Origin of the sequence: Congregibacter variabilis, from assembly GCF_045689235.1 — a bacterium.
In the GTDB taxonomy this organism is placed as follows: Bacteria; Pseudomonadota; Gammaproteobacteria; order Pseudomonadales; family Halieaceae; genus Congregibacter; species Congregibacter variabilis.
In genome coordinates, this window is record NZ_CP136864.1 from 2,444,349 (window position 1) to 2,463,293 (window position 18,945).

14 protein-coding genes are annotated in these 18,945 nt (G+C 55.8%); 6 read left to right on the forward strand and 8 right to left on the reverse strand.

What is annotated here, in order from left to right:
* Nucleotides 1–12 precede the first annotated feature (12 nt).
* From R0135_RS10740 to R0135_RS10750, 3 genes are all read right to left on the reverse strand, one after another.
* Entirely contained in the window at nucleotides 13–2,073 is a 2,061-nt protein-coding gene (locus R0135_RS10740; protein WP_407346837.1) for an SDR family oxidoreductase, read from the reverse strand.
* Nucleotides 2,074–2,164: 91 nt separating this feature from the next.
* On the reverse strand, nucleotides 2,165–2,989 hold the full coding sequence (locus tag R0135_RS10745) for a class I SAM-dependent methyltransferase (RefSeq protein WP_407346838.1): 825 nt from the start codon (nucleotides 2,987–2,989) through the stop codon (nucleotides 2,165–2,167).
* Complete coding sequence (locus R0135_RS10750) at nucleotides 2,986–4,704, reverse strand: hypothetical protein (RefSeq protein ID WP_407346839.1); 1,719 nt, start codon at nucleotides 4,702–4,704, stop codon at nucleotides 2,986–2,988. The genes R0135_RS10745 and R0135_RS10750 overlap by 4 nt, the downstream gene beginning before the upstream one ends.
* Before the next feature lie 127 nt (nucleotides 4,705–4,831).
* On the opposite strand from R0135_RS10750, the gene R0135_RS10755 reads away from it, so the two are divergent.
* The 4 genes from R0135_RS10755 (at nucleotide 4,832) to R0135_RS10770 (ending at nucleotide 10,150) form a co-directional block, all read left to right on the forward strand.
* The gene (locus R0135_RS10755; protein ID WP_407346840.1) at nucleotides 4,832–6,478 is read left to right on the forward strand and encodes an HAD-IB family hydrolase; all 1,647 of its coding nucleotides are present in this window, start codon (nucleotides 4,832–4,834) and stop codon (nucleotides 6,476–6,478) included.
* Between the two features lie 43 nt (nucleotides 6,479–6,521).
* Nucleotides 6,522–7,526, forward strand: a complete 1,005-nt coding sequence (locus R0135_RS10760; RefSeq protein WP_407346841.1) for an NAD(P)H-dependent glycerol-3-phosphate dehydrogenase — start codon at nucleotides 6,522–6,524, stop codon at nucleotides 7,524–7,526.
* 47 nt (nucleotides 7,527–7,573) lie between these two features.
* The gene (locus R0135_RS10765; RefSeq protein WP_407346842.1) at nucleotides 7,574–9,208 is read left to right on the forward strand and encodes an alkaline phosphatase; all 1,635 of its coding nucleotides are present in this window, start codon (nucleotides 7,574–7,576) and stop codon (nucleotides 9,206–9,208) included.
* 171 nt (nucleotides 9,209–9,379) lie between these two features.
* A complete protein-coding gene (locus R0135_RS10770; protein ID WP_407349908.1) occupies nucleotides 9,380–10,150 on the forward strand; it encodes a M48 family metallopeptidase in 771 nt (256 codons plus the stop codon).
* Here R0135_RS10770 and R0135_RS10775 read toward each other — a convergent pair.
* The 3 genes from R0135_RS10775 to R0135_RS10785 are packed head-to-tail and all read right to left on the reverse strand — an operon-like array spanning nucleotide 10,147 to nucleotide 13,742.
* Nucleotides 10,147–11,325, reverse strand: coding sequence for an alpha/beta hydrolase family protein (locus R0135_RS10775; protein ID WP_407346843.1), 1,179 nt, complete (start codon nucleotides 11,323–11,325; stop codon nucleotides 10,147–10,149). The two genes, R0135_RS10770 and R0135_RS10775, sit on opposite strands and share 4 nt — an antisense overlap.
* 48 nt (nucleotides 11,326–11,373) lie before the next feature.
* Entirely contained in the window at nucleotides 11,374–12,555 is a 1,182-nt protein-coding gene (locus R0135_RS10780; protein WP_407346844.1) for a CaiB/BaiF CoA transferase family protein, read from the reverse strand.
* Entirely contained in the window at nucleotides 12,555–13,742 is a 1,188-nt protein-coding gene (locus tag R0135_RS10785; RefSeq protein WP_407349909.1) for an acyl-CoA dehydrogenase, read from the reverse strand. Before R0135_RS10785 ends, R0135_RS10780 begins: the two co-directional genes overlap by 1 nt.
* A 170-nt stretch (nucleotides 13,743–13,912) precedes the next feature.
* Here R0135_RS10785 and R0135_RS10790 point away from each other — a divergent pair, with 170 nt between their 5' ends.
* Nucleotides 13,913–14,800, forward strand: a complete 888-nt coding sequence (locus R0135_RS10790) for a response regulator transcription factor (RefSeq protein WP_407346845.1) — start codon at nucleotides 13,913–13,915, stop codon at nucleotides 14,798–14,800.
* A 28-nt stretch (nucleotides 14,801–14,828) separates the two neighbouring features.
* On the opposite strand, the gene R0135_RS10795 is transcribed toward R0135_RS10790, so the two are convergent.
* Nucleotides 14,829–15,734, reverse strand: coding sequence for a pirin family protein (locus R0135_RS10795; protein ID WP_407346846.1), 906 nt, complete (start codon nucleotides 15,732–15,734; stop codon nucleotides 14,829–14,831).
* Nucleotides 15,735–15,815: 81 nt separating this feature from the next.
* Nucleotides 15,816–17,162: a glutamine synthetase family protein gene (locus R0135_RS10800; protein WP_407346847.1), complete on the reverse strand. Its 1,347-nt coding sequence runs from the start codon at nucleotides 17,160–17,162 to the stop codon at nucleotides 15,816–15,818.
* A 220-nt stretch (nucleotides 17,163–17,382) separates the two neighbouring features.
* Between R0135_RS10800 and R0135_RS10805 the strand changes: the two genes are divergently transcribed.
* Nucleotides 17,383–18,753, forward strand: coding sequence for an aminotransferase (locus tag R0135_RS10805; RefSeq protein ID WP_407346848.1), 1,371 nt, complete (start codon nucleotides 17,383–17,385; stop codon nucleotides 18,751–18,753).
* Nucleotides 18,754–18,945 lie beyond the last annotated feature (192 nt).

Genomic DNA, 18,945 nt, shown 5'->3' on the forward strand with positions numbered 1-18,945 from the left:
CGTTGCCATTCTTTACCAGTGCACCCCGCGCATCACCTGCGCAAACATCTTCTGAGCAAGCTCCAACTTGTTAGAGGGAATATTCGCTCGCTCGGCCGCGGCCTCCTCTTCACTCAATCCTCGCGCCGCTGCGGAGTCCGGAAACAGCGCATAGGCCTGGCTCAAGAACTTCTCGGTGACACTGGGAATGGTGGCCTGAGCTACAGCCCCGGTTACGCCGAGACCTGTAGAGAGCCGCTTGGGCTTGGAAATGATTGCCTTGATCACCAGATCCCGCGCCTGCTCCGGCGATAGCGTTGGAAAGGCCTTGTACAAACTCGTCGGCGCAATCATGGGCGTGCGCACCAGAGGCATATGGATCGTGGTGAATGACACGTTTTGCGCCGCATACTCGGGAGCCGCACAGAGACTAAATGCATCAAGAGCCGCTTTAGAAGCCACATAAGCAGAGAAGCGCGGCGGACTGGTCAGTACGCCAATAGACGAAATGTTGATGATGTGTCCGTGCTCCCGCTCTTCCATGCTCGGCAAAAACCCGAGGATCAAACGCAGAGCTCCAAAGTAGTTGAGCTCCATGGTGCGCTCAAAATCATGGAAACGATCGTAGCTGTGGCGCACAGAGCGTCGGATAGACCGCCCGGCGTTGTTCACCAGAATGTCGACATGGCCATGATCACTAAGAACATCATTGACCAGCTTTTGGCAGTTCTTCTCGCTGGACACATCGCAGGAGTAAGCTTGAGCATCGCCACCTTTCGCGGCGATCTCTTTGAGGGTTTCATCGAGCTTCTCCACGGTGCGGGCAACCAGTAGCACTGTTGCACCCGCTCGGGCCAAGCGCAGCGCACACTCTTTACCAATGCCGCTGGTGGCGCCCGTAACCATGACTACCTGGCCTTTCACCTTGCGTCGCAGCACCGCCAGGGTGGGTCGTCCGATGAACTCGTTAAATAATCCATCCACCTCGCGAATGACCGTGTCCTTGTCTCCACGTAAAAAGTGTCGCCAGTAATCCCACAGCACCTGTGCGTAAGACTCATAAGGAGGGCAACTAATGCCCGCCGGCTTAAGCAAGGCCTGAGTTTTTGTCGAATCAAAGCGCGTGGGATAGTTTATGTAAGCGACAACCTGCGGCGGAATACCCAGGCGCGCTACCGCTTTTTCGCCCAGTGACTTAACACTAGGAAGCTTGCTGATTCCGGCCCCTGCCAGCTTGGTCGCTTTATCAAGCAGACCAATATTGAGTGAGCGCAGCTTGGGACCATGGGCGACGGCCATGGTAGCTTTGAGCAAATCACCCACCCGGATACCATCGGGATCGGTGAGAAAGAAGCACTGATAATCCTGCCCATCAAGATGCGCAAGATAATCCATGGCGTTTACCACAAAGTCCACGGGGACAATGTTCAGCAGCCCCGCTTTGTTCATTACCAGCGGAAGGCCCTCGGGGGTAACCTTGCTGAGATTGTCCAAAAGCCCAAAGAAGTAATACGGGCCATCGATCTTGTCCATCTCGCCGGTCTGGGAATGTCCCACCACCATGCCCGGACGGTAGATACGCCACTTCATTTCGGTTTCTTTGCGAACCAAGCCTTCGGATTCGTGCTTGGTCAAAAAGTAGGGATGATCCAGAGCCCCTGCTTCCTCGAACATGTCCTCGGTAAACGTACCTTCGTACAAACCCGCGGCAGCAATAGAAGAGACCTGATGAAAACAGCCGGCACGCAAAGCCTTGGCCAGCGCAATTGCCTGCGCCGTACCGTTAACATTGCTGACGCGCTGACTCTCGGCGTCAGCCTCCATGTCGTAAATGGCCGCCAAATGAAAAAAGTGATCTATTTTTCCTGCATGCTGTTTTATCCAGGCTGGCTTAACGCCAAGACGCTTTTTGCTCAGATCGCCCGGCACCGCGACAATCTGTTCTGCCGAGGCTCCCCAGAGTGTTCGCAGCGCCTCAAGTTTGGGCAAGGACCCGGGGCGTACCAGTAAAAACACCTTGCCGCCGCGATCCAAAAGTTTAGGGACTAAAAAGCGTCCGATAAAACCTGTGCCGCCTGTCACAAAATAATTCATAGCAATCTCCAAAGGGCGTCACGTCGCAACACGACAAAGCCCGCTAATTCTTATTAGTTATCGAGGTAAGCAAGCATAGAGCAAATCACCTCTAGAGATCAGCCAACTGGTCTTGTGCTGCGTCCAGCTGATTAGCCCTCTCCAGAACGTAACATTGGGTCCATAGCAGACCCTCCATCCATGTGCCTCGTAGAACTTGTTCCATTGTCGCCAAAAGTTTTTGCCCTGTCTGTCCGGCAAACTCACCAATCACTGGCAGGTAAAAGCCCAGCACCTCCCGCTCCAGTACCCGCAGTCCAGCACCCGCGCACTGGGCTTCCAATTCTTTGCGCGTCAGCAAATTGATATGCCCCGTGGGCTCAATCGGCTCGCCGTAGATCCAGCGCAGCAGGTGAACAACACCCGGAAAAAAAGCAATTTTGCCCAGAATCTCCACCGGGCTATAAGGCTGTGGCGTCGTAAGAATCAACTTTCCGCCGGGGGCGAGAACCGCTGCCATGGCATCCAGTAAGGATGCCGAATCTGCAACGTGCTCGATGACTTCGGAGCACAGTAATAGGTCTATAGATGCATCGACCAAAGGCCCGTCCCGAAGGTCCCCCTGCACGCAGTCAATGCGCGCTTCCAGCGCCTTCGCGTCCAAGAGATTTTTTGCGGCCTGCAGATAAGTCGGCTCGATATCGATGGCAATCACCCGCTGAGCCGCGTTCGTAAGATCTGGCAGGTACACCCCGGAGCCTGGGCCCACCTCTAAGGCCGTGGCAATGTCGCTCTGATGGCCCAATCGCCCAATCTGCGCCCGGACCCAGTCGCGACGCGCACAATGCAAATAACGCCGAGTCGGATTGCGCGAGGCATACAGAGTTTTCTGCAGCACAATGAGGCGTTGTGAGGCAGTCGCCGGCGGCACCGTCACTTGCGAATCTCAAAAATCATGATATCGCCGACGAACTGCGTAAAACTGCCATAGGCGACGTAATGAAGAAGCAACTCTGGCATAAAACTCGGCGCACGATAGTGTGCTTGCAATCGAAGTAAAGGATGCTCATCGGATGTCGCCTGACGATAAAACCGCGCCTCTTGTGCTGTGGTCTTTATAAGATGCGCCGGGTCATTTGCCAAAGGCCCATTCAACTCATTCGCAAATGCGGTGTCGTACCAATTCTCACTCAGGATCACCGCATCCGCTTGCTGCAGCTGCGGACTGTTGCTCAGCGCATAAGTGGGCCGAAACAGCCCGTGACGCACACCCGACGCTCTCGGTGGGCTTACGTAGTAGCTGGCAAGAACCATGGATGGTCGCTGCTCGGCGTACCACGTAGGCAATTGCCGTCGCGGATCAAAGTGGTAGTCACTCACCAGGTCTGCCGCAAGAGCAGCCTGCCAGCACAACATCAGGGGTAGCACAAAGCGACGCCGGGACACACGAATTGAGCCAAGGCCCAAAGCTGCGAGCAGGCAGGCAGCGGGCAATAAGGGCAGGTAGTGTCGGTAATAGGTCACGGGCGCCAGAAAAAGCATATACAGGGCGAACGCTAATAGAGGCAGCAGACAAAGCCAGACCCGGTCAAAGCAGGGAGTCTTCCAGAGTCGCCGCAGACCCATTAGCGCCAGTACAAACGCCGGAAGTCCCAGGCCCATCAATAAAACAATGGGAATATTCAAAGGATTACGCAGCCACTTGTGCCAGCCAATAGCCCCGTAGTCTGTGCCAAAGCGTCCCTCCAGCCCACCTGCAGTAAAGGCAACAAAAAGCTCAAGCTGCATCAAAAGTGGTGCCAGCCAGGGGGATAGCAATAGCAGGGCTTTGCCGTTGGGACTAATTTTCGACCAGGGGACAAAGAAGTAAAACAAAAACGGAAGAACCATGGGCGCAATGTCTGGAAGCCGGGGATTACTGAGCAATCCAAAGAGTGCTGCGTAGGCTAGCAGCAGCAGTGCGCCGCGAAGTCGACTGATTCCAGCAAATACAGCGCAGTAGAAAGCCGACGGCACGAACACTGCCAACGTCGCCAGAGCGAACACCCAGTACTTTGTCCAAATAGCGGGCACCAATAGCAACGCTGCCACCAACCATCGCCAGCCGCCGTTACGCACACTCCAAACCATGGCGCTCATAAACAGATAGATAAAAAACGTAGAAGCTGCGTCCACCGTGCCCATTAGAGATTCGCTGATATGCCAGCCCGACAGCGCCAGTAACATACTGGCTATGGGTGCCAGGCCAGGCTTATCTGGAAACAAAAGTACCGCAAGCAGCCACAGCGCAGCGACCGTCAAAGTACCGGTAGTCACCGAGTAGAGTCGCGCGATACCTATATGCGCTTCGCTATGGCAAAACGTCTTTACTGCACCAGTGTCACCGGCAATTCCCACGGGCACAGAAACACCCGCAGCTTCCGCCAGAGTCAGGGTCTGCCATCCGACCCAGGGGGAATAGTTAAAGCCCTTCAACGCTGCTCGACAGGAACCTGCTTCGTCAAAGTTAATCAGGGTAAAGCTGTTCGGCGCATACCAATCCTGGCCGTAATCCAGTGCCGCAACCATTCGGGTGACAAATGCCAGCAGCAGAATCGCCAGAAGCAGGCCGTATGATCTGATTCGAGATTTGGCGTGGGCAGGTGCAGGCAAGCTCAGCTCGTGAAAAATCCAGCGTGGCCCGCAGTCTAACAGAGCGTAAAACTGAGCCTGTGGCACACATATTCACATGCTAGACTTGAAGGTTCCGCGATTAATCACAGCACAGGACCTTTAGCTGATGAGCAGTAACGTGAATCCTTTACTCGATGCAATCAATGCCAGTCCCGATGGACCCGAAATCTGCGCCATCTTTGATTTTGATGGGACGATTATTTCCGGCTACTCGGCGATCGCCTTTATTCGTGAACAGCTGCGACGCGGAGACCTTTCCGTTCGTGACTTTCTGGAGCTAGCCAGCGCCATGACCAACTTTGGTCTGGGCAACCTTGGCTTTTCTGGAATGATGGCCGTGACCACGCAGTTTATGCGCGGTATTGAGGAGCAAGCCTATGTGGATCTGGGCGAGGACCTCTTTACCAGGCAAATCGCCAGGCTGATTTATCCTGAGTCCCGCGCGCTCATCAACGCGCACCTTGCAAAGGGACACACTGTAGGCATCATTTCATCTGCCACGCCCTATCAGGTTGAACCTGCAGCGCGAGACCTGGGTATAGAAAACGTTCTATGCACCCAACTCGAAGTAGAAGATGGCACCTTTACGGGCAATGTCGTAAAACCTACATGCTTTGGCCAGGGTAAAGTCGATGCAGCCGAGGTGCTCGCCGATAGCGTCGGGGCTGACCTGGACGAGGGCTTTTTCTACTCCGACAGTACCGATGACCAATTACTGCTTGAGCGCGTAGGTAATCCCATAGCTCTAAACCCCAGCGACAAGCTCCGTGCGGTAGCCCGGGACAACAACTGGCCCACAGCCAGCTTCGGCAGTCGCGGCCGCCCCACACTGGGTCAGTTTGTTCGTTCTGTCGCCGCTACTGTGAGCCTTGTTCCCACATTTGCCGCCGGTCTACCCATCTACGCCCTCACAGGATCTCGTCGCGAGGCGACGAACTTTTCTATCAATTTATTTGCGGAGACCGCCAGCGCGCTGATCAACCTGGATTTGCGCGTTAACGGCGAAGAGAACCTTTGGAAAGCGCGTCCCGCGGTCTTCGTCTTCAATCATCAAAGTAAAGCCGACGTAGTCATCGGCGCCAAACTCTTCCGACGCGATATGGCGGGAGTAGGAAAACAGGAAATCAAAAAAATGCCCGTCATCGGCAAAGTGCTGGAGATGGGCGGCGTGGTCATGATTGACCGCAAAAATGCGGCCTCCGCCATCGAGGCAATGAAGCCCTTGGTTGATGCAATGCGCAAGGAAGGCAAGTCCGTCGCCCTCGCCCCAGAAGGCACTCGCACGATCTCACCTAATCTCGGCCCGTTCAAGAAAGGTGCATTCCATCTTGCCATACAGGCCGGTGTTCCCATGGTGCCGGTGGTAATTCGTAACGCCGGAGACGTGGCTCCCAAGGGTGACTTTGTGTTCCGTCCTGCAACGGTAGAGGTCGATGTGCTTCCGCCGGTCGACACCAGTGACTGGACAACAGACACCATCGACGACCACGTCCGGGAAGTTCGGAACATGTTTCTGAAAGCTCTGGGCCAACCAGAAGAAAAAGCACCTGCCTCCAGGAAAACCAAGCCTAAAGCGACCAAGGCTAAAAAGAAGCCGGCGTCCAAAGCGACAACCAAAGCTAAGGCAAAAAGAAAAGCACCCGCCAAAGCAAAGGCACCCGCCAAAGCCAAAAGTAAAACAGCGGCCAAAGCCCGACCTAAGACCGCTGCCAAGGCTCGCCCCAAAGCACGTCCCAAGTCAGCGGGAAGCTAGCAGTTAGGCCGAACAGTCATTTCGTCATAATAAGGAGAATAAAATGAGCGATCTGAAAATCGCCGTACTGGGAGGTGGATCCTGGGGTACCACCGTCGCAGCCCTCACAACCCGCAACGCGCCGGTCACAATCTGGGCGCGTAACCCGGCTACCGTGGACGAAATTAACACTGCACATCGCAATCAGACCTACTTACCCGATGCCCCACTACCGGAAAGCCTTCGAGCTACCAATGACATCGGTGAAGCCGTGGCGAATGCCGACGTTGTGGTTATGGGAATACCCTCACAGAACTTTCGCAGCGTGCTTTTGGAAGTCAAAAAGCATCTGCGCGCCTGGGTGCCCGTGATCAGCCTTACCAAAGGCCTGGAGCTGGACACGCGCATGCGCATGACCGAGATCATTACCGAAATACTCCCGGGACATCCCGTGGGTGTATTGACCGGCCCTAACCTTGCCCGAGAAATCATGGCGGGACAGGCCGCAGCCAGTGTGATTGCTATGGACGATGACATCATCGTTCGCTCGCTACAAAAAGTATTCAAGAGCGGCTTGTTTCGCGTGTACACCAACACTGACGTCGTGGGCTGTGAGTTAGGTGGCGTGCTCAAAAACATCATCGCCATCGCCGTGGGCATGGGCGATGGTCAGGGTGCGGGAGACAACACCCGCGCCGCACTGATTACCCGCGGTTTGGCTGAAGTTACCCGCCTGGGTGTCGCCATGGGTGGCCGCGCCGAGACATTTTCTGGCCTTGCGGGCATGGGCGACATGATTGCCACATGCACCAGCCCTCAGAGTCGCAACCGGCACGTGGGCATTGAATTGGGGAGAGGCAAGACCATGGAACAGATCGCCAACGAGATGTTCATGGTTGCCGAGGGCGCCAAGAGTGCCCCCGCCGTTATGGCCCTGGCAGAGCAATATGGCATTGATATGCCCATCGCAAGGGATGTCTATCGCGTAGTCAGCGGCGAAACAAATGCCCGAGGCGCCTACCGAGGGCTGCTGCGAACGGCAGCTGGCGCCGAGTCAGAACCCGGTTAAATGACGGGCATCTCCATCAAACTTTCACCTTTTAAGAGATCTTGCACATGATTCGCGCCACCTACCCCGCCGCTTTGGCTATCTTGCTTTCGGGCTGTATGAACATCACTGTGGTGGAGTCCAGCTCACAAAGTGGTGCCGAGCCCACTACGGCGTCAAAGCAGGTAGGGACATCGCCCATTCCCGATTATCAACGCAACAGCGCCTGGTACACGGACGCTCAGACGCGCGTCAGCCAGGCGCAAACCAGTGGCACCGCCAAGAATGTTGTGCTCTTTCTGGGTGATGGTATGGGGATCTCCACGATCACTGCGGCGCGAATCCTTGCGGGGCAACAACAAGGCAACCCCGGAGAAGAAAATCGCCTGAGCTTCGAAGAGTTCCCGGTCACCGGCTTGGTGAAGACCTACAACGTGGATTCCCAGACACCTGATTCGGCCGGAACCATGAGTGCAATCATGACTGGCGTAAAAACCAAAATTGGCGTGTTCGGTGTGGATGAGCGCATAACGCAAGAAGACTGCCAAAGTGGCCAAGGCACCGAACTATTATCCTTGTTGGATATCGCCGAACTGGCAGGCAAGTCGACGGGGGTTGTTAGCACTGCCCGTATTACCCACGCCACGCCCGCCGCCACCTATGCCAAAACGGTCAATCGCGACTGGGAAGATGACGGTGAAATGCCCGAGGAGGCAAAAGCACAGGGCTGTACCGATATTGCTATGCAGTTTTTGGACGCACAAAACCGCCTGAATAAGCAGTTCGGTGAAGGCGCCAGCAACGGTGTCGATGTTGCCTTAGGCGGCGGACGACGCCACTTTCTACCCTCATCTGTGGAAGGTGGTCGTCGCAAAGACGAACGCAACCTCATCGATGAATGGCAGTCTGCGAATCCTGCGGGCAGCTACGTCAGCGATAAGGCAAGTCTGAACGCAGCGCGTCAGATGCCGGTACTTGGGCTTTTTAGTAGCTCGCACATGGCGTACGCATCCGAGCGTGCCGTGAAGGGAGCAGAGCAGCCATCGCTCACCGCAATGACGCTTAAGGCTCTAAAGTTACTGCAAGAAAAAGACGAGGGTTTTCTTCTTGTTGTGGAGGCGGGGCGCATTGATCACGCTCACCACGCAGGCAATGCCGCCAATGCGCTTAACGACACCATCGAGCTCTCGGAAGCCGTCGCAGCGGTCATGCAAAACACAGACGCAAAGGACACCTTGGTTATGGTCACAGCGGACCATAGCCATGTATTCACCATGGCCGGATATCCCCGCCGCGGCAACCCCATTCTCGGCAAGGTGATTTCTGCCTGGAGTGATGAGCCTTCGCTGGATGAAAACGGACTTCCCTATACAACGCTTGGATACATGAACGGTCGAGGCTTTCGTGACCACGGCGAGCAACTGAATGCCGATAGCACCTACGCAGAGGCGCCAAATGCTGGTCGCAAAGACATCAGCGAAATTGACACTACGGCGCCTGGCTATCACCAGGAAGCACTGGTGCCACTCAACGCCGAGACGCATGGCGGTGAAGATGTAGCGGTCTACGCACAAGGCCCCGGCGCTGGAACAGCCATGGGTGCTATTGAACAGAATCAGCTGTTCCACGTCATGCTCCAGGCAACCTCCTGGGAGGCCGAGGCGGCAGCGCGAGTCGAAGGCCTTGGCGAGGAGCCCAAGTAGCGGCATTTATGAGCACTGCGGGTGGAATTTTTTAGCCCCGGAGCGATCAAACTCAGTGACGAAACTATTTCCGTTTAGGCTGGAGACAGACCCATGCGCTTAAAGCAAGATTTACACATTCGCAAACACTTGCGTAACGCGCTATTGACTGTCACTGCGACAAGTCTGCTGATGGCCTGCACCACCAGTCCTACCGGGCGCAGCCAGTTAATGCTCATATCTCCGGAATCAGCGATCGTCGAGTCCAAACAGGCTTACCTTAGCACTGTGGGTCAGCTGGATCAGGAGAATAAGCTGGTCGATGACCCACGCATGGCTGATCGCGTCGCCACCATCACGGGGCGCATTGTCACCGAAGCGATCGCGCTGTACCCCAACTCCGCTGACTGGGAGTGGAGTGTTGCAATTATCGATGATGATGAGACGGTCAATGCCTGGTGCATGGCCGGAGGTCGCATGGCCGCTTACACCGGACTCTTTGAGCAGCTAAAACTCACGGATGATGAGTTTGCCCAGATCATGGGTCATGAAATATCTCACGCGCTCGCCAATCACACGGCCGAGCGCATGTCTCGAGCCATGGCCATTAACGTGGGCGTACTGGCTGCGGGCATTGCCTCTGACAATCACGTAGCCACGCTTGCCGGCGCATCCTTGGCCGCCAAACTGGCGCTGGAACTGCCCAACAGCCGCGTAGCAGAGTCCGAAGCTGATCAGATCGGTATCGAGCTAGCCACCCGCGCGGGCTACGACCCGGCGGCGGCCGTCACGCTATGGCAAAAGATGGGCAGTCTGTCGGAGAGTCGTCCCGCGGAATTTTTGAGCACACACCCGAATCCGGAAAACCGTCAGTCTGCTTTAACGGCGTTGGTACCCGAAATGCGCGCACTGAACCCCGAGGCACGCATGGCCAAGGTAACCCCGATCACCATCGTGCGCTAGCCGCCGGCAGGCATACCCCGAGTGGTCTTCATCGCACTGCGAGTATAGCCAAGCTCGGGAATCTCCGAGGCACCCGTGGCACTCAAAAACCTGACCGCCGATGCCTGCTCGCTAGTATCCGAACCCAGATGCGCTTCAAAGAATGCGGTAATCACTACCCGCGCAATCATTTGCTGGCGCAGGACGTTCATAGTTTTGGGCAAGGGATCAATGGTGCACAGCTCGTTTGGCGCGCTGTAATCAATGCCGAACTCCACCGGGCCAAACAGGCCTTCCCACTGACTCTGCTCATTGGGATCAATATACCGGCCCACGGACCAACAGCCGATGGCGTCGGTATTGTCCATGGCGCGCAGCAGCGCCGTGCCGCCAGAAAACCCCGTGTGCGACCCACCAGTTACCGTAGCCAACTGGCCACCCGGTATTTTGTTCGGTATGGGCGCGGCATTACTTTTAAAGGGAACCAATACGTCCAGATCACCGGCAAGCATCATGAAGGGAATATTCGCAGTCGCAAAGAAATCGCTGGTAAAGAAGTTACTCGGGCCCGCGATAGACAGTACCGCGCCGATCCGGGGATCACGCCACTGCGGATGAAAACCTACAAGCGTAGACGTCAAACCACCCAGAGAAATGCCCAGGACACCGATGCGCTCCGAGTCAATTTTGCCGGACAGCGCATGACCCGATATGGAGCTGTAGCCCAAGAGCGTATCAATAAGAAAACTGACGTCTCCCGGCTGATTGATCACATCTTCAACCAAAGCTCCCCCAGGAGCGCGCATGTGGGTTAACGGGTAATCCACCGCCACAACCACAAAGCCGTGGCTCGCAAGATGCTCGGCGAGATAGGCTCCATTGCGTCGCCCGGAGGTAAAACCATGGCTAAACACCAGCAATGGTCTCGGCCCTGCTTCGGCCTCAAAGGGGTACCAGACGTTGCCATCCAGCGTACGATGGTCATCGCCGGCGTAATCGCCATTGGACTGAGTAGGACGGTCACGGTCGACAAAAACCTCATCGATAGTTGCCACGGACCACGGCCCGGGAGCAAGACGCGCCTCACTTTCGCTCCCTGCAGGAAAAGGCTCTGGCTGATGTGAGAACGCCACGTAGACCGCCAGGACGCCCAGTAAAACGCCAAAAGTTGCAAGAATTTTTAGCAGCAGTTTCACCAATAACACCTCAAATATAGATCTCGAACTTTTACCACAAAACCGGTCTCAGGCGTCGTCCCAAGGATCATCAATGAGATCTGCGTCATGTTCTCCAAGGCGAGGTGGAGGACGCTGGTAAGAAACCGGCGTACGGGACAGCTTTATGGGACTACCGACCACTTTAAGGTTCGCATTATCGGGGTGTGGCAGATCCACAATCATCCCTCGGGCGGCAAGCTGTGGTTCGCTCAAGGCCTCGTCAATGTTGTTGATCGGCCCTGCGGGAATGCCGGCTGCTTCCAGCAGCGCCAGCCAGTCGGCGGCATCACGTGCGGCAAAGCAGTCGGCCAGCAAGGGAACCAGGGTATCTCGGTGCGCCACTCGCGAGGCATTCTTTGCAAACCGTGCATCGCTGGCAAGTTCAGGTCTATCAAGAAGGGTTGCAAGCTTTTCGAACTGTGTGTCATTGCCCACAGCCAGAATAAACTCGCGATCTCTGGCTGCAAAACTCTGATAAGGCACTATGTTGGGATGGGCATTACCCAGCCGCTTGGGCGTCAACCCTCCCACCAGAAAATTGCTGGCCTGATTGGCGAGGGTAGCGGCTGTTACGTCGAGTAAAGCAAGGTCGACCTGTTGCCCCAATCCAGAGCGCTCCCGCTCCGCAAGCGCGGCGAGGATACCGATGTTTGCGTAGAGCCCGGTCATGATATCGGTCAGCGCCACCCCGACTTTTTGGGGACCCGCACCGGGCCGGCCATCGGCTTCGCCGGTGACGCTCATGAGACCACCCATGGCTTGCACAAGAAAGTCGTAACCCGGACGTGCGGCGAGAGGTCCGGTCTGACCAAAGCCCGTGATAGAGCAATAAATAAGCTTGGGGTTATCACCGCGTAAACTTGGATAATCCAGACCGTAACGGGCCGCATCGCCAACCTTAAAATTCTCTATGAGCACATCGGCGGTTGCCGCGATCTCTTGCAGGCGTTGCTGACCCTCCACTGACTGAATGTCGATACAGGCGGAGCGCTTACCGCGATTAGTGCAAAGAAAGTACGCTGACTCAGCGCCTTGCTCGCCCTTGCCATCCGCTAACCACGGCGGCCCCCAGCCTCGCGTGTCATCGCCGCTATGCGGTCGTTCAATTTTTAGAACGTTCGCGCCCAGATCCGCCAGAGTCTGGCTAGCCCAGGGGCCGGCAAGTACTCGAGATAAATCCAGAACGCGGAGCCCCGCCAGCGCGGACATCAGAAAGCAGGAATATCCGTTTGCGAGCGACCCAGAATCAAGGCATGAATGTCATGTGTACCCTCATAGGTGTTTACAACCTCCAGGTTCATCATATGACGCATCACCGGATACTCATCGGAAATCCCATTGCCCCCCAGCATGTCTCTAGCCTGACGGGCGACATGTAAGGCCTTCCCGCAGGAGTTGCGCTTGATCAGCGAAATCAGATCAGGCGCAATTGCCCCGGCGTCCATGAGCTGTCCGGCCCGGGCACAACCGGCAAGACCCAGGGCGATTTCGGTCTGCATGTCTGCAAGCTTGAGCTGAACCAATTGATTGGCAGCCAGCGGTCGATCAAACTGCTTGCGCTCCAGGGTGTAATTCAGGGCTGCATGCCAGCAGGCCTCAGCCGCACCCAGAGCACCCCAGGCAATGCCGTAGCGCGCATTGTTCAGGCAGCCAAAAGGCCCCTTGAGTCCCTGCACATTGGGAAGCAACTGCTCTTCTCCCACAAAAACTTCATCCATTACGATCTCACCGGTGATGGACGCGCGCAGGGCGAGCTTGCCCTCAATCTTTGGCGCGCTGAGCCCCTCCATGCCCTTTTCGAGCACGAAGCCGCGGATAACGCCATCATCGGTCTTTGCCCAAACCACAAAAACATCAGCCACGGGACTGTTGCTGATCCACATCTTGGCACCGCTAATTCGATAACCACCGTCGACGCTGCGCGCCCGCGTGACCATGCCACCGGGGTCAGAGCCGTAATCAGGCTCCGTAAGACCGAAACAGCCAATCCACTCCCCCGTGGCTAACTTCGGGAGATACTTCTCGCGCTGTGCTTCTGTGCCGTACGCATAAATGGGATACATCACCAGGGATGACTGAACGCTCAGCATAGAGCGGTAGCCCGAATCGACGCGTTCAACCTCTCGGGCAACCAGTCCATAACTGGTGTAGTCCACGCCGGGGCAACCATAGCCGTCGATGGTCGAGCCCAGTAGCCCCAGTTCCCCCATCTCCTTAAAAATCGCGAGATCGGTGTCTTCGTTGCGAAAGGCCTCTTTAACCCTGGGCTGCAGCTTCGCCTGCGCGTACTGCGCAGCGGTGTCTCGCACCATCCGTTGCTCGTCAGTGAGCTGTGAATCTAATGAAAATGGATCCTTCCAATCCAGCTTTTCCCAGCGAATCTTTTTTACCGTCATGCTGTACTTACCCGGCAGATAGTTAAGAATGGTAATGATGCGCGACATCGGCCCCAATCGCCATACCGCGCAAGTGGTAAGCCAAATCGCCCAGCCAACATATTCCTCACAGGCCGAGCCAAGGCTATGATGGGACTATTGCTTACTAACTCACAGACTGGGCGCGAACTTTGGCCGCAACGCTTGACTCCAAGCTCGACTCTTCTTCTGCCCCGATGCTGGACAAGAAACTCTCGGCGCTATCTGATCTGATAGCCCGATGCCTGCCAGCGCTGCGCAGCGACAACTTCGCCAAGGAGTTGATCATGGGGCTGCGTCAGCTGGTGCCCATAGACGATGCCTCGGTACTTTACTATGCGCGGGGCGACCTCCCCACCCTGGTCTACCACGAGACACCAAAGTCTCGCAGCGCAAGCAACATGGAGCGTTTCCTGGCCGGTGCATTCCTACTCGATCCTTTTTACAAGGCAGCGGCCGAAGATCGTCGTTTTGGCGTTTTTCTCCTCAAAGAACTGTCGCCCGAGCGCTTTCGAGACAGTGAGTATTACCACAGCTGGTATCGAAACTGCGGTTTCTCGGACGAGTGCGGATTCCTTGTAGAAGTCGGCAAAGACGCTTTTGTAAACGTGGCTTTGGGACGCCTACAGCAACGGCGATTTAGTCAGGTGCAGCTGCGCACACTGCGCAGCCTGCAAACTGCCGTAGAAGAGCTCTGCCGCCAGCATTGGGCCGCCGAAAGCGGATCAGGAGAAGGCATACGCAAGCACTTGCACCTGGCTTTGGACGACTTCGGCTCCAGTTTGCTCACCGAGCGCGAGACACAGGTCATTAATCTCGTACTTCACGGTCACAGCACTAAATCCGTAGCGCAGCGCCTGAGCATATCGGTAGAGACCGTAAAGCTGCATCGAAAACATGCCTACGCGAAACTGGAAGTCAGCTCTCAAGCAGAACTTTTTTACCTGTTTTTAGATTCGCTGATGAGTGCCCGGGACTATCGCGGTGGCGACACGCTGGTGAGCTATCTGGCTAAGCCAGAGCGCAAAAGTTATCAGTGAATCGCTGACGCGAGAGACCACGGAGCTACTACTCTCCCGGAAGTGGTATGAACTCATCGTCGTTTGGCACCGCAGGAAAGTTGCCCGCGCGCCAATCATCTTTAGCTCGCTCAATACGCTCAGAACTATCACTAACAAAGTTCCAGTACATGTGTCGTTCACCCAGGGGATCGCCGCCAATCAGCAAAACCCGCGCGTTTTGCGAAGCGCTCAGAAGTAATTCATCACCTCCATCAAGAACCGCCATCACGCCCGAGGTAACCTCCTCACCGTCCACAGACACAACACCCTCTGCTACGTAAAGCGCATGCTGCTTTTCGTTGAGCTTGATGCGCGTCTCGGCCCGAGCAGTGACTGCAAGGTCTGCATACAGCGTTCGCGAGTAGGTCTTTACTGGGGATTGATAACCCGCAAGCTCACCCATGATCAGCCGAAAAGTCACGCCACCGGACTCCCACTGCGGCAATTCGGCGGCAGGATAATGCGCAAAGTCGGCCGGTATTTCTTGTTTGTCAGCTGGCAGCGCAATCCAGGATTGAATACCGTGAAGCTTTGATAGCCGATCAAAGTCGGCACCGGGTCGCTCGGAGTGCACTATGCCGCTTCCGGCCGTCATGAGATTGATCGCGCCGGGCTGAATTGGCTGAACCACGCCCAAACTATCTCGATGCAAAATCTCACCGTCAAACAAATAGGTAATCGTTGCGATACCAATATGTGGATGTGGCCTGACGTCGATTCCTTTACCGGGAGGAAACTCTGCCGGACCCATATGATCGAAAAACACAAAGGGCCCAATCATCCGCTGCTTTGCGGCAGGCAAGACTCGGCGCACAGTGAACTCGCCCAAATCTTTCTCCCGAGGCTTGATCCGAAGGCGAATATGACTGTCCTGAGCCTGACACTCCGCTTCTTCACAACTGAAATAGCTCATAACTCCTCCCGAAGATCACTCATCGCAGAACCTTAGCGCTCCACTGCAGTAGCGAACAAGACGCCTGTTTCAGACTGGGGCTTACAAACCCGTGTCGTACTCCAGCGGTGTGACATGGAGTCCGAACTCATCGATCTCTTGCTGCTTGAGCAAGCTGTAAACCTCCTGAAACGAAGATCCCAGATAATCGGCCACAAAGCGCGACCGTCTAAATGCATCAAGCGCTGCGTTCCAGTGCTGTGGCAAGCTCGGCTCCAGCTGCTCCCAGGCATTGCCCTCCATGGGCGGTGGCGGCTCCAGCTCATTTTCAATGCCATAAAGCATGCCGGCAAGCAGCGCCGCGATAGCCAGATGCGGCTGAGCATCAGCCCCGGCCACGCGATGCTCCAGACGCATAGCGCTTAAGGGACCAGCAGGTACGCGCAAGGCCACCGTACGATTCTCATATCCCCAACAGGGTGCCAGGGGTGCATGCATACCCTTTTGAAAGCGGCGATAGGAGTTCATCGTAGGGGCCAGCAACAGCATCACATCGGGCAGTGTTTGCATACATCCGGCAATCGCGTGACGCAGCAGTTTGCTACCCGTGGGACTACCGTCATTAAACACATTGTTGCCATCAACATCCTGCAAACTGCAATGCAAGTGCATGCCGTTGCCCGCCAGATCACCAAAAGGCTTGGCCATAAAGGTAGCGACCTGGCCAAAGCTTCGAGCAATGCCGCGAATTGCTCGCTTCAGCAGTAGCGCCTGATCGGCGGCTAGCAATGCGTCCGGGCGGTGTAATAGATTAATTTCATATTGCGACGGAGCACTTTCCTTGATCAAGGTATCCACGGGAAGATCCTGAAGAAGGCAGCAATCCTGCACCGCGTGCATAAAGTCATCCACCTCAGCCATAGCCTCAAGACCATAGGTTTGGCCTCGCCCTAATGCTCCCCCCACGCTATCGCGCTGGGTATGCCGTGGCCGGCCCTGGGCATCTCGCTGTGGATCGAGCAAAAAGAACTCCATCTCACTGGCGACCACTGGCTGTAAGCCCTGCTCTTTAAATCGCGCCTCCACAGTGCCCAGAATTCGCCGGGGATCCAGAAGGTTGCTTGTCCCGTCTTCGTGATCAAGACTGACCAGCAACTGCGCCATGGGGCGTTTCCCCCAGGGGACGACAGCCAGCGATGAGGGCTCCGGGACACAGCAACCGTCGCCATCACCGCTAAGAAATACCCATTCCTCGACGTCTCTGCCCCAACTGTCAAAAACTACCGAGCTCATGGGCAGTTTCAATTTTCCGCTGAAGACGCTGGCAATTTTGTCCCGCGTCACCCACTTACCGCGCAGCCCGCCGGCCAGGTCCGTAAGCACCACTTCGAACAAATCTATATCCGGGTGATTTTCAAGAAAGGTTTCGAGGGGCTCTGACTTACTCATGGCTTGATTTATCCAGAATCGAGGCAGAAGACGATGACATTTGGCAACACCTTTGGGTTAATGGCAGAAAGCTGCCGTTGTGACACACTTTGTAGAATAAACAATCGCAAACTATAGCATCGCGTGCTGCTTCAGCCGCCATGCCGGCAGCAAGCCAAACTGCCACTTTAGTTCCAACAATCGTTGCACTAAAGGCCGCGATAAGAACGGGATACTTACTATGAATAGCACCGTAGACACTGCCAGCCTAAAAGCCCTTGACCGGGCCCACCATCTACACCCGTTCACAGACTTTCACGATTATGCCCACGGCGATGGCCGTATTTTCAGTCGCGCTGAGGGTGTTTTCATCTATGACAGTGATGGCAACGGAATGCTCGATGGCATGTCGGGACTGTGGTGCTGCAATCTGGGCTACAGTCAGGATCGCATCAAGCAAGCTGTGTTTGATCAAATGCAGCAACTGCCCTACTACAACAACTTTTTTAACTGCTCGAACCAGCCTGCGGTAGAGTTGGCGGCGGAGCTGACAAGCGTGGCCCCGGAAGGCTTTGACCATGTGTTCTTTACGAACTCCGGATCCGAAGCAAATGACACCAATATTCGACTGGTACACCGCTACTACGATTTGCTGGGCAAGCCCGAAAAAAAGCTGATTATCAGCCGCAAAAATGCCTATCACGGAAGTACCGTGGCGGCCGCCTCTCTGGGCGGCATGCAGGCGATGCATGAACAGGCCATCGGCCTCAACTATGTTCATCACATCAACCAACCTCACTGGTTCGAAAATGCTGAGCCTGGCGAAGACGAGGACAGCTTTGGCCTGCGTATTGCCCGGGAGCTGGAAGCAAAGATTGACGAGCTGGGCGAAGCCCGGGTGGCCGCATTTATCGCCGAGCCCGTGCAGGGTGCCGGTGGCGTAATCATTCCGCCGGATACCTATTGGCCAGAGCTGCAGCGAATCTGTAATGAGCGCGATATCCTGCTCATCGCCGACGAAGTGATCTGTGGTTTTGGTCGCACCGGCCAATGGTGGGGCAGCCAGACCTACGGCATGCAACCGGACCTGATTACCTTTGCGAAGGCCGTGACCAACGGGTACATGCCTTTGGGTGGCGTGCTGGTATCCAACAAAATGACGGACGTGCTCATGGCCAGTGGCGGCGAATTTGCCCACGGTCTAACCTATTCGGGACACCCCGCATCCTGCGCGGCGGGTCTGGCCACACTGGCCATTCTCAAGGAACAGAATATTGTCGAGAACGCGGCCGAACATCTAGCTCCGTATTTTCAAGACCAGTTGGCGACACTGAAGGATCACCCCATCGTCGGTCAGGTGCGTGGACGTGGGTGCTTTGCGGCAATCGAACTGGTTCGCGATAAAGAGAGTCGCGAACGCCTCGCACAGGACTCTGGCGGCGCGGTCTTCTGCCGTGATACGGCAAACAACCTGGGCCTCATGGTCCGTCAGACCGGCAATGCCATGATCATGGCGCCGCCACTGATATGCGAGCATTCGCACATCGACTACCTCATGGAGAAGCTCACCGCAGCTTTGGATGCCACTGCGCAGCATTACAAGGTCGGTTGATCATCCCTTCCTAGCTAACCCGGTCAGCCATAGCACTGCCAGCTCGCGAGAAAGAAACGGCCACTCGCTCTCCTGACAGCGCTATGGCTGACCTGACTCTATGGATGAAATCAAGGCCCTTGGTGATGAGCGAGCTCCCTAGACCAGGGGTGATTCACGAGCCAGTGGCCCTTTCTTTCTGGCGAGCGAGTC

Excerpts from the sequence above, each read along its gene's own strand:
- R0135_RS10740 (WP_407346837.1), bottom strand. The coding sequence starts at position 2,073 with ATGAATTATTTTGTGACAGGCGGCACAGGTTTTATCGGACGCTTTTTA.
- R0135_RS10755 (WP_407346840.1), top strand. The coding sequence starts at position 4,832 with ATGAGCAGTAACGTGAATCCTTTACTCGATGCAATCAATGCCAGTCCC.
- R0135_RS10760 (WP_407346841.1), top strand. The coding sequence starts at position 6,522 with ATGAGCGATCTGAAAATCGCCGTACTGGGAGGTGGATCCTGGGGTACC.
- R0135_RS10765 (WP_407346842.1), top strand. The coding sequence starts at position 7,574 with ATGATTCGCGCCACCTACCCCGCCGCTTTGGCTATCTTGCTTTCGGGC.
- R0135_RS10770 (WP_407349908.1), top strand. The coding sequence starts at position 9,380 with ATGGCCTGCACCACCAGTCCTACCGGGCGCAGCCAGTTAATGCTCATA.
- R0135_RS10780 (WP_407346844.1), bottom strand. The coding sequence starts at position 12,555 with ATGTCCGCGCTGGCGGGGCTCCGCGTTCTGGATTTATCTCGAGTACTT.
- R0135_RS10785 (WP_407349909.1), bottom strand. The coding sequence starts at position 13,742 with ATGACGGTAAAAAAGATTCGCTGGGAAAAGCTGGATTGGAAGGATCCA.
- R0135_RS10795 (WP_407346846.1), bottom strand. The coding sequence starts at position 15,734 with ATGAGCTATTTCAGTTGTGAAGAAGCGGAGTGTCAGGCTCAGGACAGT.
- R0135_RS10800 (WP_407346847.1), bottom strand. The coding sequence starts at position 17,162 with ATGAGTAAGTCAGAGCCCCTCGAAACCTTTCTTGAAAATCACCCGGAT.
- R0135_RS10805 (WP_407346848.1), top strand. The coding sequence starts at position 17,383 with ATGAATAGCACCGTAGACACTGCCAGCCTAAAAGCCCTTGACCGGGCC.